This is a genomic window from Okeania sp. SIO3I5, assembly GCF_010672085.1.
In the GTDB taxonomy this organism is placed as follows: domain Bacteria; phylum Cyanobacteriota; class Cyanobacteriia; order Cyanobacteriales; family Microcoleaceae; genus Trichodesmium.
In genome coordinates this window covers 1-17,713 of sequence record NZ_JAAHHT010000096.1, presented here as the reverse complement: position 1 = coordinate 17,713, position 17,713 = coordinate 1, and the positions used below count along the sequence as shown (strand labels likewise).

Below are 17,713 nucleotides of genomic sequence, written 5' to 3'. Positions count from 1 at the left end.
ATACGCATGACTTTTTATTCAATTAAATTTCCTAGCTCAAAGAGAATCAAATATTCAGGAAATCTTCTTATCTTGTGTAACTTCCCATAAACGCTTGTTTTTTCTCATCAAATTTTTCCATCTATCTATCCCTCCTTAATGGAAAACCACCAACATTTTCATTTTCTAAAGCTCCCGAAAAAAATCGGCGCGTCAAAGAATTTTCGGTTCCATCCTGACAATTTTTGTGATATCATAAAAACTATAAGGGTTCACTCGCCCATACGCATGACTTTTTATTCAATCAAATTTCCTAACTGACAAACAATCGAATATTCAGGAATTTTTACTAGGAGCAATACGCAAAATCTTCTCATCTTGTGCAGCGCCCCATAAATCCTTGTTTTTCCCCGATCAAATATTTCCATTTATCCCTCCTAGGGTGAAAACCACCAACATTTTCATTCTCTAAAGCTTCCCGAAAAAAATCGGCGCGTCAAAGGATTTTCGGTTTTATCCTCAGAATTTTTGTGATATCATAAAAACTAGAAGGGGTTACTTGCCTATACGCATGACTTTTTATTCAATTAAATTTCCTAGCTCAAAGAGAATCAAATATTCAGGAAATCTTCTTATCTTGTGTAACTTCCCATAAACGCTTGTTTTTTCTCATCAAATTTTTCCATCTATCTATCCCTCCTTAATGGAAAACCACCAACATTTTCATTTTCTAAAGCTCCCGAAAAAAATCGGCGCGTCAAAGAATTTTCGGTTCCATCCTGACAATTTTTGTGATATCATAAAAACTATAAGGGTTCACTCGCCCATACGCATGACTTTTTATTCAATCAAATTTCCTAACTGACAAACAATCGAATATTCAGGAATTTTTACTAGGAGCAATACGCAAAATCTTCTCATCTTGTGCAGCGCCCCATAAATCCTTGTTTTTCCCCGATCAAATATTTCCATTTATCCCTCCTAGGGTGAAAACCACCAACATTTTCATTCTCTAAAGCTTCCCGAAAAAAATCGGCGCGTCAAAGGATTTTCGGTTTTATCCTCAGAATTTTTGTGATATCATAAAAACTAGAAGGGGTTACTTGCCTATACGCTTGACTTTTTGTTCAATTAAATTTCCTAGCTCAAAGAGAATCAAATATTCAGGAAATCTTCTTATCTTTTGTAACTTCCCATAAACGCTTGTTTTTTCTCATCAAATTTTTCCATCTATCTATCCCTCCTTAATGGAAAACCACCAACATTTTCATTTTCTAAAGCTCCTGAAAAAAAATCGGCGCGTCAAAGAATTTTCGGTTCCATCCTCACAATTTTTGTGATATCATAAAAACTATAAGGGTTTACTCGCCCATACACATGACTTTTTATTCAATCAAATTTCCTGGCTCAGAGACTTTTCAATATTCAGGAAATCTTTTTTATCATCTGTAGCTCCCCATAAACGCTTGTCTTTCCCTCATCAAATTTTTCCATCCCTCTCTCCTCAATGGAAAATCACCAACATTTTCATTTCCTGAAGCTCCCGAAAAAAATCGGCGCGTCGAAGGATTTTCGGTTCCATCCTCACAATTTTTGTGATATCATAAAAACTATAAGGGTTTACTCGCCCATACACATGACTTTTTATTCAATCAAATTTTCTTACTCAGAGGCTATCAAATACTCAGGAATTTTTCCTAGGAGCAATACCCAAAATCTTCTCATCTTGTGCAGCTTCCCATAAATCTTGTTTTTCCCCGATCAAATCTTTCCATTTATCCCTCCTAGGGTGAAAACCACCAACATTTTCATTTTCTAAAGCTCCTAAAAAATCGGCGCGTCAAATAATTTTTCGGTTCCATCCTCACAATTTTTGTGATATCATAAAAACTATAAGGGGCTGTTCGCCTATACGCCTGACTTTTTATTCAACTAAAAATAATATAGTTTCAATAGCGATCGCGAATTTTGAATGCCTGACCTCCGTGAAACAATATGACCTCTAACCCCTACCCTCACCCATAAGACTTTTTGAGCAAAGCTTAGATAACCTCTCCATCAAACAAACTAACCCAAAACCGCTGGATACCGGTCGTACCAGTACAAAATAGCAACTTACCCAATAACTCTAACCCTAATTGATTTAACTTTTCATCCGAATTGTAGGCCATTACACCAGAACGCCTAGAGTTCATACGACTGCGAAAATGTACTCTAAACTGTTCCAAATAAAAAGATAATTGTAAATGACTTTCTATTGGTAACTGTTTTTGACTTAACTGCTGATAGTCAAACAAAAGTTTCCGAATTGGGACAGTCAAACGTTTGGCCAAGTGACCAGCAATAATTACTAGGGCCTTCGCTTCGTTCAATGTCAAGGGACGGCGTTGACTATTTTGACGTAGAGGATTTGTACTACGCAGTCGCCACAAAGAAACCCGGTTAGGAATAATTTCTTGTAGTTCCAAGTCTTTGACAACCTTCAGCATCACTTCAGCACCTCCAAGTTGCAAAGCTTCAATTGCCAAGAGCATAAAATCTATTTGCGTCTTAGTTCTTCGGGGACACCCACCATCAGGGAGAGGCATATCTGGTAAATTATTCAATATCAATGGTTTAGATGGACTGGGAGAAGTTTTTAATTCCATTACTTTTACAGCAACACTCTATACTTCGTTACACTATTTTGATCAAAATATCAAGAAAGTCAAACAACTATGTTCAAAAAATTTTAAATAAGAACAGCTAATTAGTCTAATTACAAGTTGATTTAGAATAATTTTTATCAAAAGAGATTTATTTCCTGGGTTGAGAAATTTTTTTAATGATTCAATATTAAGAGGTTAGTTTCTAATGATTATATAATAGTAAGGATTCAGTCGTCAGCTATTAGCCATGAGTTATTAAATACATTGTCTTTACAGGAGGAATTAGTATTGAGAGATTAAGTATAGAATTAAAAATATTAATAAAAGCTATTTATATCACCTTAGCAGCTTATTTATTCATTCAAAAGCTGAGAGCTGATTGCTTATAGCTAAATGCCTAAATATAACATGACAATTTAGTATTAAGCAATATTGAGCAATTACAATTAATTTATCAGATTTTGAGAAATTTTGACTTTTTGACTTAAACCATAATGGAACTAAAAAATTTAATCCGCGAAATCCCAGATTTTCCTAAATCGGGAATTTTATTCCGAGATATTACTACCCTTCTGAGCAACCCAGATGGTTTACGTTACACTCTTGACATTTTGACAGAAAAATGCTCAGAATTTGAACCAGATTATATAGTGGGCATGGAATCCCGGGGGTTTATTTTTGGTGTGCCTTTAGCTTATCAATTGAATGTAGGCTTTATACCAGTCCGCAAACCAGGAAAGCTACCCGCAAAAGTTTACTCAGTTACTTATGATTTAGAGTATGGCCAAGATAGTCTAGAGATGCACCAAGATGCAATGCCACCAAATAGTCGAGTTTTAGTAATTGACGATTTGTTGGCGACAGGTGGTACTGCCGGAGCTACAGCTCAATTAATTGAAAAAGCAAGTTGTAATTTAGTAGGGTTTGGTTTTGTGATTGAGTTAAAAGATTTAGGTGGGCGTCAAAATTTGCCAAAAGTGCCAATTATTAGTTTGATTGAATACTAGAAATAATTAATAATTAATAATTAATAATTAATAATTGATAATTAGGGTTTGCTGAAAAAAGGTGTAGGGATTTGTTCTTCAAATCCCATTTTCCTTTGGGTTTGGAGACCAAATTTTTAGAATAAAATGTTACATATTTATTAGGATATAGTTAACTTAATTGGTGGATAGAAAATTGAAGTATAACAAGCTAAAACAATTAATTGCCAGCGATACTTTTGCTTATGTATTGAAGAGATTATTACAAGCAATTTTGACTTTATTTCTAGCTTCTGCTCTTTGTTTTGCTGTAATTCAATTAGCTCCAGGTAGTTATTTAGATACTTTAAGTCAAAATCCCCAAATTTCCCAAGAAACTATTCAACAACTTAAGCAACAATTTGGGTTAGATAAGTCTCCTTTAGAACAATATTTACGTTGGTTAGGCAGAATTATTACCAGTGGAAATTTTGGTAGAAGTTTTGTCTTTCAACAACCAGTGGCAGATTTATTATGGGAGAGAATACCAGCTACTTTAGTTTTATCTATTTCTTCCTTAATAATGACCTGGGCGATCGCTATTCCTTTAGGGATTATTGCTGGAGTTAATCAAAACCGTTTTTTAGACCGTTTTCTCCAATTAATTAGTTACACTGGTCAAGGTTTTCCTAGTTTTATTACTGCTCTATCTTTATTATTTTTAGCTCAAAATCTTTCTCCTTTATTACCTGTTGGAGGAATGCAAAGTATCGACTATGATGAGTTCTCTTTTGTGGGTAAGGTTTTAGATATGGGTTGGCACATGATTTTACCGACAATTGCTTTAAGTATTACCAGTTTTGCTGGTTTACAGAGATTAATGCGGGGGCAATTATTGGATGTTTTGCGACAAAATTATATTCAAACAGCGAGAGCTAAAGGTCTTCCTGAGAATCGAGTTATTTATGTTCATGCCTTGAGAAATGCCATTAATCCTTTAGTAACTTTATTGGGATTTGAATTTGCTTCATTATTAAGTGGTTCGTTTATTGCTGAATATTTCTTTAACTGGCCTGGGTTAGGAACTCTGATTTTAGAAGCAGTAAGAAACCAGGATTTATATTTAGTTATGGCAAGTTTAATGATGGGTGCTTTAATGTTAATTATTGGTAATTTGTTGGCTGATTTACTGTTAAAAGCTGTAGATCCTCGAATTCAATTAGAAAATCTGAAATGAAAGAATTGAAGAAGGAAAAAGGAAAGTAGATAAGTCTATAGATAAATATAGCTTAGTTAGTGATTTACCTACACAGACGCATTTGCTTTTTGTCTAAGTTTCCAATGTCTCTTACAGCGCTTTTCAGATTGATGAACCACATATTCACCAGTAAAACCTAGTAGGGACGTTCCATGGAACGTCCCTACTGTGGTCTACTGAAATGAAAATCGCTGTAAAAACAGTCAGAACTTTCTTAGAAATAGAAGCAGTTTTTGGCAAGTAAAAACTACTTTATTTTTACCGAAAAATTAAGGTTTAAAGTCTCTCCTTTCAAGGAGAAAAAAGCGTTCGTTTGTGGAGCATTCAGTAGGATGGGATAACGAGGAAAGCTCGCTTGAAATTTACCTAAACAATTAAACAATTAAACAATTAAATAATTAGATAATTCAGGTTTAAAGCCTCCCCTTGAAAGGGGAAAAAAATAATTTTTTTCTTTTTAGTCAATCCTCTCCCTTTTAGGGAGAGGTAATTATCCATTATCCATTATCCATGATCCATTATCCATTATTGAAAGCAGTTTTGGAGTTAGTAAGGTAGATAGTTTTATCACTTTAATAAATATGAAATAGAGATTAGTTTTCAACTGTACCTCACTATCCTAAAAAGCGCTGTAATTTTTCATCGAAAAATACTTTTTTACCAAAAAATAAGGTCTAAAGTCTCCCCTTTTAAGAATATGAAAAAGCCGTCGGAATAATTGTTAATTATTCATTGTTGAACTAACCATATCCAATTTCTCCTTGAGAAAATCAATTTCCTTATTTCAATCCCAATGCTTCACTTGGAGGTACTAATAATTAATAACTAATAACTAATAACTGAAATGACTTATCCGAGTTAGCTTGTCAGCTATTTTATGAAGTCTAATGAGTGTACATTAGACCTCTTGTAAAAATTTTAATTAAATCAATTGCCAGATATGAAATCAACAATTTAATCCCTCTATTCCCTCCATACCTATTCCCTATTCCCTGACTTATGGAAAAAGTATATTAAATTGTTAGGGTTGGTGCAGATTCATCTGAATAATTTATGTAATAATTGATTTGATTTTTGGCATTGCTGAAATTAGGTATTAAATTCGGATCGGAGTAAGATTGATAGTAAAGAAAAAAGCTGTGCGTTACTACTGACTACTGACTACTAATGAATAATTTATGTAATAATTGATTTGATTTTTAGCATTGCTGAAATTAGGTATTAAATTCGGATCGGAGTAAGATTAATAGTAAGGAAAAAAGCTGTGCGTTACTACTGACTACTGACTACTAATGAATAATTTATGTAATAATTGATTTGATTTTTAGCATTGCTGAAATTAGGTATTAAATTCGGATCGGAGTAAGATTAATAGTAAGGAAAAAAGCTGTGCGTTACTACTGACTACTGACTACTAATGAATAATTTATGTAATAATTGATTTGATTTTTAGCATTGCTGAAATTAGGTATTAAATTCGTATCGGAGTAAGATTAATAGTAAAGAAAAAAGCTATTTTGACTACTAACTACTGACTACTGTTCTGGCGAATGGCCATTCGCCCCTACGACTACTGACTACTAAAAATCATACAATTATTCAGCAATGCCAATTTAATTTTTTCTTATTGGAAATATCTATTAATTTTTAGATGAATCAAAATAACTTTCTACTTCGTTTCTACAAATTAGCCGTTGTTAACATTCTTTCAAATATTATGGTGCCCTTAGCGGGTTTAATCAGTGTAGGTTTTTTGGGTCATCTAGCAGATATCCGCCATTTAGCAGGAGTTACTCTGGCCACCATTTTATTTAACTATCTTTACCGAGGTTTAGGTTTCTTGCGGATGGGAACAACCGGAGTTACGGCCCAAGCAGTAGGACAAAACGACACAGAAGCAATGCTATTAGTAGGCTTCAGGAATGGCATTACTGCTCTAGCTATAGGTTTACTCATCCTGATTCTACAATATCCAGTGCGAGAACTAGGATTAGCTATTGTAAATGCAACGGCAGACGTCAAAGTCTCTAGTATTGCTTACTATAATGCTCGTATTTGGGGAGCGCCTGCAGTATTAGTCAATTTTGTCCTTATTGGTTGGCTATTAGGAAAGGAAGAAAGTGGTAAAGTATTTTGGATGTCTATGGTAGGCAACCTGACAAATATTTTACTAGACTATTTTCTCATAGTTCGTTTGGGTTGGGATAGTAGAGGGGCAGGTATCTCCGCAGCAGTTAGCCAATACTTGACCTTATTAACAGGATTAATTTTTGTCTGTATTTCTTTACCCTGGCAACAGCTACGAACAATTTTACCACAACTAATAAATTTATCTGGTTACAAAGAAACCTTGACTCTTAATGGCGATATATTTATTAGAACCTTAGCCATCATGTCTACATTTGCTATCTTTACTGGTCTGAGTGCTACAATGGGAACAGTAACTTTGGCTGAAAATGCTTTGATATTTCAAATATTCTATCTCACAGTATTCTTTTTTGAAGGAGTAGGGTTTGCAACGGAAACTCTTAGTGGTAATTTTAAAGGTAAAGAAGCAAACGAACAGTTAGTTCCTCTGGTTAGAATTTCTGTAGGTACAAGTTTAGTAATAGGATTTATATTTGCTTTAAGTTGCGTGTTATTTCCTGAGACTTTGTTTGGTTTATTAACAGACCATCAGGAGATTATACAAGAAATAATACATCATGTTAGTTGGTTGCTGATTATTCTTCTGAGTTCAGCAATTGCTTTTATGTTAGATGGTTATTTTATTGGTTTATCAGAAGGAAAAATTATTAGAAATGTTTCTATCAGTGCAGCTTTAGTAGGATTTTTACCTGTAGCTGTGTTGGCATGGTATTATCACAATAATCATATTTTGTGGTTATCTTTGTCAATATTTATAACTTCAAGAGCTATAATGCTAGGGACTCAATTGCCTAAAACTTTTGATAAGCATTCAACTATATTCAACAATTAATAATGAATAATGAATAATTAATAATGAATAACTAATAATTAATAATTACCAAAATAATTGGGTTTAGAGCAAGGACTTTTAAGGCGAAATGTTTTTGGAGCGGGGCATAAATCCCCGTTATATGCGTCAACTTCTGACTTCTGACTTCTGACTTCGTTAACTCTCCTTGAAAAGAAGAGGATTGACTCGAAGGAAAATTTTGATTTATTATCCTCTTAAAAGGGGAGGCTTTAAACCAAAATTTTTCGGTAAAAGTAATTGAGAAATTGAGAGAGAATTAAAAGTTACTGCTACAGTAAGTTTCTTAACCTTAAGAAGGAATTATTAATTATTTGCTTATAACAAAGTTCCTCTCTAAGAGACTAGCTGACTGTTTACAAATTTTGAATTTTCAAAAATAGTGCTAACAAGTAATGATTTTTCTAGTCTACCTTCTGAAAATTAAATATCAACTAATATCCTTACCGAAAAATAAAGGTTAAAAGCCTCTTTTTTCAACGAGAAAAAAATTCCTTCTAATCAATCTTATTATTAAAAAGAACAGGTAATTATTAATTATTAATTGTTGAAATATTTAGGACTACCTAAAAAAAAGTTATAGCGTTTCTCAAATTGGTAAGATACAGTTTTAGATCCCCCCCTGCCCCCCTTAAGAAGGGGGGATGCTTCAAAGTCCCCCTTTTTAAGGGGGATTTAGGGGGATCGTAAATTTACCTCATTACCGAAAAATCAAGGTTAAAAGCCTCTTTTTTCAACGAGAAAAAAATTCCTTCTAACCAATCTTATTCTTAAAAAGAAGAGCTAATTATTAATTGTTGAAATATTTAGGATTACCTAAAAAAAAGTTATAGCGTTTCTCAAATTGGTAAGATACAGTTTTAGATCCCCCCCTGCCCCCCCTTCTTAAGCTATCCCTTATAAGGAACTCTTGAAACCCTTGTGGGAGGGTGGGGAGGATGGGGAGGGTGGGGAGGAGGGGGAGGAAGAATTCTGTCTACATTCATAAAAAAGTGTGTTTTTCAATACACTTTTCTCCTGAAAAAGCCGATTCAAGACTAAAACATAACTTGTCTATGTTGTCAAGTTTTATGTTAAGAAAAATGTTTATAAAGCATAGCTTTTTAAGGGGGGCAGGGGGGATATAAAACTGTATCTCACCAATTTGAGAAACGCTATACTTGTTTCATCTTCCTGTCAATATATATTGACAGAAAGAGGAATGGGGGAGAAAAGCAAGACAAAACAGGATGCAATTAGTTATTCTTTAAATTTGATCAATAACATGGGGTCATAAATCTGATAATCTATGAGCCAAAATTGCTCAATTTTTGGATTGAAATATATACAATTCACTACCCCTATACCACTAACTACTTTATGTTCATTTCCACGCTCATTGTCGTCTAACAAACTCAATTGTACTACTATGTTCTTTTTTGAGAACTGTATCATCAAATATTAAATAACATAAATGTCTAAGTTACAATTTCTTCTTGAATATTTCAACCTAATTCCTGATGATCAAAGTTTTATATTTTTAAATCACTATTTATTGTATCATGGCTCACATTTTCAGTCTGGATTTGCTCAGTTTGTCATGGTATAATTTGTATGAGAATTAAGTAAATACTGACAATAATCAATATAGTTAAAATTCATATGGTTAGCTCGCTCTTAAGCATAATATTATTATATAAATAATAAGCGGGAGTATTTGCGTTGATTTTATTGACAATTAGTAACATTTACAATGGGTGAAAATCAACTATATTAGCGTGTCTCTATATAAGTTATAATGATTTTTTGATTCAGGCGTTTCGCTGCGCAACATGGAAAGCGTAGCATTCCGTCAGGAAAAGGCGGAGTCTAGCGGCAGCTATATCCCTATACTTTTTTAAGTAATCGCCTAAATCAGTAGACACTATATATAGTGTATTTGCGTAAGTCGTGATCATGCGTATCCTCGGTATGGATGTTGGACGAAGAAGTATTGTGGCGTGTCTGTTGAGCGAGCGCCCACAAAATCCCCGAGAGGCTTTGATCACTCGTGCCAATTTTATCACATTGAAAATAATGCATCAGGAGTAGGGTATATAAATCCTGATAAGTTTGACCGAGATTTCCCGTATAAGCTGCGGTCTGCTCAGTAGCGAGATCGTCTCTAACCGTTCCTTGAAGTAGCGTTGAGGGTGGGCAGTGCCCACCCTCCTTACTACAATGCGTCATTTAATCTAGATGCTGCAATGACATAGATAGGGAATTATTCTCTAGCTTTTACAAAAAGTGATTTTAATTTAGATCCTCCTCCAAAAAAGCTATCTCAGAGTAGCGAAATCAATAGGCATTTAAAGGTCTTGGTCATCACATCAGAAAATTATCAAACAAATTCAGAGCTAAATCAAAGAGCAATAAATCTTTTCCTTCTTGGTTAATCCTCTCCCTAAAAGGGAGACGTAATTATCCATTACAGCGGTTTTCATATGAATAAACCACAATCATATTGACTCCTTACTCATTACTCATTACTCCTTACTCATTACTCATTACTCCTACAACAGTTTTGTGGTCTACTCAACTGAAAAGCACTGTAATGAAAACCCCCTCACCCCCGAAAGTTGGCGGCGGCAGCAGGCCAGTTTTTATTGGCGCGGGCAATATTGCCTGGAATATCGCGTTCCCATCGATCACGAATCCTTAAACTAAAATTGAGATATAGCTTCCCTTCGACAATGCTCCAGGCTTCTGGAACGATAGGGGCTGTGTATCCATTGGCAACCGCAAAAGCACAGAAACCGCCATACTGGGGAGCATATTGTTCTGGGGAAGCTGCAAACAAGTCGCGATTTTTGGCACTGGAAAACCACCAGTTTACACCCATCCAGTTGTGAGTAAATTGTTGATTTCCTTGGACGGGTTGACTTACTTGAAAATACGCAACTGGGTCAGTTCCTCGAATTGCAACTCCGTTTTCCGCAAAAATCGGCTCTGTAACATTGGCGATTTGAGATTCATCAACCTTGTTGGACGATACGGCAGCAGGCGGTACAGAATCGGTGGATAGTTCCACTGATGACTGAGGGGAATCTTTCGCTTGTAGGGAAGCACACCCCATAACCAACCCGAAACTAACTGAAGACAGGACAAAATATCGACGTTTCATCTTAACTTTTTCTCAAAAAGATTTTGGGATTGTAGGATCGACATCTTTAACTTAAGCCAGTCAACTGAGCAAACGGTGAAAAATTCCTGAAATTCTTTTCATAATACGCCTTTCACTACTTGCTACTGTACCGTAGGGACGTTCCAGACAATATCCTTACCTATTCCCTACCCCTATGCACTGTTATACCTTATGCACTGTTATACCTTTTGTAAAACACCGTAATATATCCGTCCAATATTGTCAACTCTGAGCTATCGTAGTAAAAAAGTCCTCAATATAGTGAATATCTCAAACAATTCCCTAGTAGGAAGTTAAGAATAGTAACCTAGAAAGTTATGGCCAACTGAGAGTGACGCGATCGCAAAAATAACTCAACCATTTCCCAGGACCAATATAATTGATTAATTACCACAGGACTTACGCAAAGGCACTATATATAGAGTCTTGGTACATTCTGATAGCGCTAACACACCCTACTAATAGGGTTTATGCGTAAGTCCTATACCAATCAGAGTTATGGATAATTGAAACTATCGCCAGAGCTTGAAAAACTAAGTTTGACATTAGTCAAGTCCCAATTTCAAATTATCATCCTCATCCTGTAAAGCCTTTTTCGTATGATTCTGTATTTGGTTAATTATTTTTTGGTAATAACTAATCATCTCTGTTTGATCAGCAGATGGAGAAAAAATCTGACTGCTATTTTCAGTGGCTTCACAAATGACTTGAATTCTCTTCAAAAGACTCACACATTTTGCTAACTTCTGTTCTTGAACTTTACCATCTTCTACTTTGACAACAACCCAAGAAAAACTCTCCCCTCTCTGTTGCCCTACTAAATGAATTACAGATCAAGATATATTTGTTAGCAAGCTACAAACTAAAGCTCCAAGCTGAATAATTTCATTTTCAAATTGAACATTAGCAACAGTCTCTACCAAAAGAAACATTTTATTACCTATCTTGTATTAAGATCCTGATTTTAATTTCTGGTATAAACACAACAAAAAGCCAGACAACTACAGCAAAATTATCTCCTAGGGATCAACAGTTTTTGACAATACTTGCATCAATATAATCAAAATTTAAACTAAAAATCTTGTTAGAACTAATAATATTTAAAGACTCAACATCTTCAATTAAAAAACTACTCCCCACAGAAAACAACAAAAATCCTAAAGGTCTCAAGCTTTTTTTTCTAGGTTCAAAAATCAAAAATATCCCAGCAATTAATAACAAACTGACTTTCAATAAAGTTGAAAATCCTATAATTTTATCAAACATCATTAGCTTGAGTTAATCCTAGGGTTATACCAACTCCTGACAAAAATTTCCCTAGTTTAGTTGTGGCGATTTTATAGTGCTACCCATTAAGGCATTTGACATTTATACATCTTGAAACCCTTTGACAGTTTACTATTTCCTATTCCCTATTCCCTATTCCCTATTCCCTATTCACGCAACGCGTAGCGCTATACTGACAAACTTACCAGCAAATCCTGTAGCTCCCTTAGCAGCAGATCCTAAACTCGCTTTAGCGCCACCCACAACTGAGATAATTACACCACCAACTACAGCAGACACTCCCGCTGCTTTACCTACAAATGGTGCATCTGTCATCCAATTTCTAAAATTTCTAAAAAAATTCCAGTTACCTTTAGACAAATTTTTTCCAAGTGCTTTAGCGCCACCGACGATATTAGCAGGCGTTATTGTTTTCAGATAATTTATTTGTTCCCCTATCCAAGATACTACTCCTGCAGCTTTTTTCTTAAGCCATTTTATAGCGCCTTTTCCTTCTCGTTCAAATGTACTCCATAATTTATTGGCATCAACACCAGTGGTTATAATTGCTGTTTGTGACATTATTTCTTACCGAAACAATTAAACAATTAAATAATTAGATAATTCAGGTTTAAAGCCTCCCCTTGAAAGGGGAAAAAGCGGTCGAGGGATGGCGTTAGCGGAGCGGCTCTGCAAGAGCGGGTCTCCTCGCCATATCCAATCGACCAAGAGAAATAAATTTTTTCCTTCTTGGTCAATCCTCTCCCTTTTAGGGAGAGGTAATTATCCATTATCCATTATCCATTATTGAACTTCTACATTAATTTTCTTATTGAGCTGTGTTGTCTTGGGTTTGATGGTTCGTGCTTAGGTAGTCCTGCTGAGGAATGGTGAAGATACATAAGTTTTGTAATTTCTTCCCACACTTCCCACACCTCCCACACTTCCCACACCTCCCACACCTCCCACACTCTCTCAACCATTCCTCAGCACCACCACCCGTGCTTATTGGTGTAATAGCATTATTCATAGGGTTTGAGTCTACATTTTTTAAATTGAATGTTGAACGCTAAATCCTGAAGGTTTATTAATTTTATATTCTATCTTTTTGACCCAAAGCTAAACATTAATTTTGCTGTTTTTACTGCTAGATATTTTTCAGGAAAGTTTCTGATAATATATCTGTTAATATTGTTAACATAAAAACTGAATGGATATTTAGATTTTTTCAATTTTTGCTGTTTTTTAAAGTTTTTATTAAGGGTAAATCAAGGTTTTTTCTAACTTGTATATAATAACTTTAGTTGACTTTTTATTGATGGTTCTCCGACTAATTTATCGAAGCCGGAGGGATGAAAACTATTTAAATATTAGTGCTGACTTAACCTATTTGCTCTAAAAAGGTATTCCATCAGGGTCGGGTTCCTCATAAGGTTGCTCTTGAGGAATTTCTTCAGCTTCATCATATCCCAGTTGGTTGAAATAATCTGAAAATTTCTTTTTAAACATCTTTGACGTTTCTAGTTCCATTCGTTGATAATTATCATAATAATTCCAGTTGCCATGAGATACACAAATTGCTGCACCAAAGAAGACTTCTTGATATATACACCCATCTTCAAGACTCTTTACTAACATGATTCCGTGTCAGTTAAAGTTAGACCTTTTCATTGTCATATTAATTTCTCCTGGAGGCAATCATTGTATGGAAATAATTGAACAAATAGAAGTTCCAGATCGTTCCCAAACGGACAATAGATTCGACCCTTTTAGCGCTTGCAATCTTACCTGTTTGGGGATGGCTCTGGAGTTAATCCTGAACCAGTTCAACGTGTTACTAGAGATAGAGTCGGTCGTCACTTGAGTGATGCCTTCATTGATTTAGAAAAAGTTGGTAAATGCTTTGTTCTCAAAATGGGGAAAACTATACTAGGTGCTTACAAGCCTAGCTACAGTTGCTTGCATGATAGCAAGTAGTTGTCAATTCTTGCTTAACCAACTGATTAAGCTAATTTCAAATAACTGTTAACAGTAAGTTCTAGCGCTTACTGTTGACTTTCAACATTACTTCAAATCACATGAGTGAAACTAAATTTGAATCTTCAATCAAAGAGAATGCGTCCGACATCAGAACATATATGTCACTGTCAGGACGTTACTCCTACGCAGCTCGGTCTCTGCTGCGTCGCGAAATTAAAGAGGCTATTCAGATACTTGAGTATCTGAGTACAAATCGGTACAGCACTTTTCAGGAGATATCTGATACTCTTGGCATCAAAGAGAGAAGGTGTCGTCTGATTTGTAATGCCTTGTCATTAGAGTTTCATTTTCTGTCTGACACTTATGGACTGATTTTGTCAGAGTCATTGACCGCCTGATGAGGCGCTAACGGGCAAGCGTAGAAACTGCTATCAGTAATTGATAGCAGTCGCGGGTACGCCCGTAATATCCTAGGAAGTATTGGCTTTGAAAGTAATGTGAGTCTTCGGGCTTTTTAGTTATTATGAGCCAGCTTCCTGGGTTTTTGATTCCAGAGTTTTGAGAGTAATTTGAGTTCTCACACGAGAGCTTTCAGGCGAATTGTGAATTCTGGAATTTTTTATTTAAAAAAAATAAAATCGCCATGGCAAACAGAATAATTGGTGGGGATGTTTGTAAGAATTCCCTGGTTGGTTGGGAGCTATCAGAGCTACCCTTGGATCTTCGTGCGCATTTTAAAAGTAATAAACGGGTGAAGCGTTCCGATCCCTTGACTTTCTATTTGAATGCTGCCAGTGTAAAAGATTTTGTTGAGTTTATTGAAGATGCTGATTGTCTTGCCTTGGAGCCGAGGGGGAGAAATTATTCTGAGCTTTGGGCTACTATTGCTGAGTCTCATGGGGTGTCGGTAAGATGGGTAGGTCATCCAGAGGTTAAGTATCTCAGGAAGTCTGAACGCCTCCCTGATAAAAATGACCAGGCCGATGCATTAGCTCTGGCAAATTACCCTTTGAGAAATTGGGAAAAGGAGACTGCTTTTCTTCGGTTTAAGTCTGGTGCTATTGCTGAAATTAATGAAATTTATCTTGATCTTAAAGGACTTAAGGCTAATAATACTGCTACTACTAATCGGGTGAGGGCTAAACTCGCTATTTCCTAAGCCTGAAGCTGCTTTTTGGGAATCCCCTCCCGGCATTGATGGTTGATCACCATTATTTGCAAGGATAGCACAAAGGGAACGTTACACAGATAGAGGTAAGAAAAAGTACGATCGCCTCTTTGAAAATTCCGTTGGTCTGAAATATGGAAAAATTATTACGCCTCATACCCGTTATTTGGCGTCGCAAATCTGTGACAATCATATTCAGGAGGCATTGTTAAGAGGGAATTTGTCAAGTTTGGTTTACGATCGCCTGGAGTATCAAAAGTTCAATCAAGTTTTTGATTTGTTTGGTTTTGGGTTGATGGTCAGAGCTATGCTGCTCGTTCGATGCTATCCTTTGTCTCGATTTGAATCAGAAGGTGCTTTTAAACGTCGGCGCCGGTTTTGGTCAAGAGGAAAGGTCAAGTGGTCAAGTTGAAAGTTTTAGCAGTAGTGGTTCTTAAGCAGCCAAAACAGAACTTTATAACTGGAGTCGCATAACTGTGGCCAAGAAAAGATTAATTTCACGAGTTGGCCTCGAAGTACAGGCCAAGTTTGAGGAATATCAGGCCAAGTTAAATAGTCAGTCAAAAGGCCAAGAAAAAGAACAAACTGGAAAGTTTACTAACTTAGTCCATTCTCGGACTGTGGCCTTTGCTTTGAGAAGATTATTTCCTTTGTTAAAATCTAGTTGTGTTGATTAATTTTGTAATTTTTTTTAGTAAAGTAATAATCCCAGAAATTTTTCGTCCTCAAATAAACCATAATACTCTGTTTCCCAATCCGAAACTTTTGGATGTTACATTGCGGGATGGAAGCTTTGCCGTCAACTTTCAATGGGATGAGTCTTCAATTAGGCGTATTTTTCGTGCTCTAGTTCAGGCAGGTTTTTCTTTTATAGAACTTGGTTATTATGGAGGGTTGACAAACAGTTTTTGATTTGCTTATATATACTCATATAAGTTTAAGTTCACAAAAACTATATGAGTTATGTGACCCTTAGAAAAGCAGTAGAAATACTTGGCTTACATCCAAATACCGACAGGGAAATAGGTCGATGAGGGCAAAATCAAAATCATCAAAAACGAAGCAGGGCCAATATTGTCTGACACAAAGTCCTACATCATGGGTGCAGCTAGAGCTTCCACTGTTTGCTACTGCCGAGTCTCATCAGCAAAACAAAGAGACGACCTCAATAGACTTGTTGAGTTCATGCCAAACCAGTACCCAGGAGCTGAAGTCATCAAAGACATCGGTAGCGGACTTAACTTTAAAAGAAAAGGTCTTAGAGCCATATTGGACAGAATCTTGCAAGGAGATCAGCTCCAAATTATTGTTGCCTGTAGGGACAGACTCACGAGATTTGGATTTGAACTTATATAGTATTTGGTCGAACAAAACGGTCGAGAAATCGTGGTTCAAGGGCAAACTGTACACAACCCAGAATCAGAAATGGTCGCCGATATTCTCTCAATCATCCATGTGTTCTCCTGTAGAGTCCACGGACTTAGAAAGTGCTTTTCAAAAATCAAAGAAGATTCGGATTTACCTCAACCGCGAACAAAGACAACTACTTAGACAATGGATAGGTGTTGCTAGATTTACTTATAACCGCACTGTTGAATATCTTCAGCAACCTGATACCAAAGCTAACTGGAAAGCAATTAAAGGAGAGATTTTAAGGAATCTTCCAGAATGGGCTAAACCTGTTCCTTATCAGATTAAATCTATTGCTGTTCGTGATGCTTGTAATTCAGTCAAAGAAGCAAAAATTAAATATTCTCAGACGGGCGTATTTCAACAAGTCAAGTTTAAATCTAGAAAGAATCCAATACAATCAAGCTATATTCCTAAATCAGCAGTTTCCGCCAAGGGTGTTTATTACACCAAGTTAGGAGAAATTAAATTTTCTGAATTACTACCAGAAGATTTTGGAGATTGTAGGCTAGTTGTGGAGCGAGGACAATGTTATCTTTGTTTGCCAGTGAAGATAACAAAATATCCAGTTGAAAATCAAAACCGGATTGTGGCTTTAGATCCTGGCGTCAGAAACTTTTTAACCTTATTCTCTGAAAATAGTTTTGGTTGGATAGGTTCTGGTGATATCGGAAGAATCCAGCGACTCTGTTATCATTTGGATGATTTGATTTCCAGGCTAACCAAAGCTAAATCTAAAACCAAACAACGCATGAAAAAAGCAGCTAATCGACTAAGGTTAAAAATTAGAAACCTAGTAGATGAATTGCACCACAAAACAGCTTTATTTTTAGTTAAAAACTTTGATGTAATTTTGCTTCCTACTTTTGAAGTATCTC

17 protein-coding genes are annotated in these 17,713 nt (G+C 35.7%); 11 read left to right on the top strand and 6 right to left on the bottom strand.

Translation table 11 applies throughout. The features are described 5' to 3' along the window. Window positions 1–2,021: 2,021 nt before the first annotated feature. Complete coding sequence (locus tag F6K40_RS20890; protein ID WP_293139030.1) at window positions 2,022–2,627, bottom strand: DUF3038 domain-containing protein; 606 nt, start codon at window positions 2,625–2,627, stop codon at window positions 2,022–2,024. A gap of 494 nt (window positions 2,628–3,121) precedes the next feature. Here F6K40_RS20890 and F6K40_RS20885 point away from each other — a divergent pair, with 494 nt between their 5' ends. The 3 genes from F6K40_RS20885 (at window position 3,122) to gntT (ending at window position 7,830) form a co-directional block, all read left to right on the top strand. Continuing rightward, the gene (locus F6K40_RS20885; protein ID WP_293139029.1) at window positions 3,122–3,634 is read left to right on the top strand and encodes an adenine phosphoribosyltransferase; all 513 of its coding nucleotides are present in this window, start codon (window positions 3,122–3,124) and stop codon (window positions 3,632–3,634) included. A 175-nt stretch (window positions 3,635–3,809) separates the two neighbouring features. Next, window positions 3,810–4,829, top strand: coding sequence for an ABC transporter permease (locus F6K40_RS20880; RefSeq protein WP_293139028.1), 1,020 nt, complete (start codon window positions 3,810–3,812; stop codon window positions 4,827–4,829). 1,672 nt (window positions 4,830–6,501) lie between these two features. Next, window positions 6,502–7,830: a guanitoxin biosynthesis MATE family efflux transporter GntT gene (gntT, locus tag F6K40_RS20875; RefSeq protein WP_293139027.1), complete on the top strand. Its 1,329-nt coding sequence runs from the start codon at window positions 6,502–6,504 to the stop codon at window positions 7,828–7,830. 2,602 nt (window positions 7,831–10,432) lie between these two features. Here the strand turns inward: gntT and F6K40_RS20870 are convergent. The 5 genes from F6K40_RS20870 to F6K40_RS20850 form a co-directional block, all read right to left on the bottom strand. Then, window positions 10,433–10,990: a YHS domain-containing (seleno)protein gene (locus F6K40_RS20870; protein WP_293139026.1), complete on the bottom strand. Its 558-nt coding sequence runs from the start codon at window positions 10,988–10,990 to the stop codon at window positions 10,433–10,435. 1,047 nt (window positions 10,991–12,037) lie between these two features. Continuing rightward, the gene (locus tag F6K40_RS20865) at window positions 12,038–12,280 is read right to left on the bottom strand and encodes a hypothetical protein (RefSeq protein WP_293139025.1); all 243 of its coding nucleotides are present in this window, start codon (window positions 12,278–12,280) and stop codon (window positions 12,038–12,040) included. A 168-nt stretch (window positions 12,281–12,448) separates the two neighbouring features. Next, window positions 12,449–12,859, bottom strand: coding sequence for a hypothetical protein (locus tag F6K40_RS20860; RefSeq protein ID WP_293139024.1), 411 nt, complete (start codon window positions 12,857–12,859; stop codon window positions 12,449–12,451). A gap of 233 nt (window positions 12,860–13,092) precedes the next feature. Continuing rightward, window positions 13,093–13,260 carry a hypothetical protein gene (locus F6K40_RS20855; protein WP_293139023.1) on the bottom strand — a complete coding sequence of 56 codons (168 nt, stop codon included), beginning with the start codon at window positions 13,258–13,260 and terminating at the stop codon, window positions 13,093–13,095. Between the two features lie 412 nt (window positions 13,261–13,672). Further along, window positions 13,673–13,915, bottom strand: coding sequence for a hypothetical protein (locus F6K40_RS20850; RefSeq protein ID WP_293139022.1), 243 nt, complete (start codon window positions 13,913–13,915; stop codon window positions 13,673–13,675). 138 nt (window positions 13,916–14,053) lie between these two features. Here F6K40_RS20850 and F6K40_RS20845 point away from each other — a divergent pair, with 138 nt between their 5' ends. The 8 genes from F6K40_RS20845 to F6K40_RS20815 all read left to right on the top strand — a co-directional run. Then, window positions 14,054–14,254 (top strand): hypothetical protein, encoded by a 201-nt coding sequence (locus F6K40_RS20845; RefSeq protein WP_293139021.1) that lies wholly within the window; start codon window positions 14,054–14,056, stop codon window positions 14,252–14,254. 161 nt (window positions 14,255–14,415) lie between these two features. Further along, window positions 14,416–14,655 carry a hypothetical protein gene (locus F6K40_RS20840; RefSeq protein ID WP_293139020.1) on the top strand — a complete coding sequence of 80 codons (240 nt, stop codon included), beginning with the start codon at window positions 14,416–14,418 and terminating at the stop codon, window positions 14,653–14,655. A gap of 245 nt (window positions 14,656–14,900) precedes the next feature. Next, complete coding sequence (locus F6K40_RS20835; protein WP_293139019.1) at window positions 14,901–15,416, top strand: IS110 family transposase; 516 nt, start codon at window positions 14,901–14,903, stop codon at window positions 15,414–15,416. A 175-nt stretch (window positions 15,417–15,591) separates the two neighbouring features. After that, window positions 15,592–15,837 (top strand): hypothetical protein, encoded by a 246-nt coding sequence (locus tag F6K40_RS20830; RefSeq protein WP_293139018.1) that lies wholly within the window; start codon window positions 15,592–15,594, stop codon window positions 15,835–15,837. 64 nt (window positions 15,838–15,901) lie between these two features. Next, entirely contained in the window at window positions 15,902–16,102 is a 201-nt protein-coding gene (locus F6K40_RS20825) for a hypothetical protein (protein WP_293139017.1), read from the top strand. Then, the gene (locus F6K40_RS41400) at window positions 16,092–16,337 is read left to right on the top strand and encodes a hypothetical protein (RefSeq protein ID WP_375340584.1); all 246 of its coding nucleotides are present in this window, start codon (window positions 16,092–16,094) and stop codon (window positions 16,335–16,337) included. The genes F6K40_RS20825 and F6K40_RS41400 overlap by 11 nt, the downstream gene beginning before the upstream one ends. Before the next feature lie 186 nt (window positions 16,338–16,523). Further along, window positions 16,524–16,781 carry a recombinase family protein gene (locus tag F6K40_RS20820; RefSeq protein ID WP_293139039.1) on the top strand — a complete coding sequence of 86 codons (258 nt, stop codon included), beginning with the start codon at window positions 16,524–16,526 and terminating at the stop codon, window positions 16,779–16,781. Between the two features lie 97 nt (window positions 16,782–16,878). Beyond that, window positions 16,879–17,713 (top strand): helix-turn-helix domain-containing protein (locus F6K40_RS20815; RefSeq protein WP_483143773.1); only part of this gene is annotated, 835 nt, incomplete at its 3' end.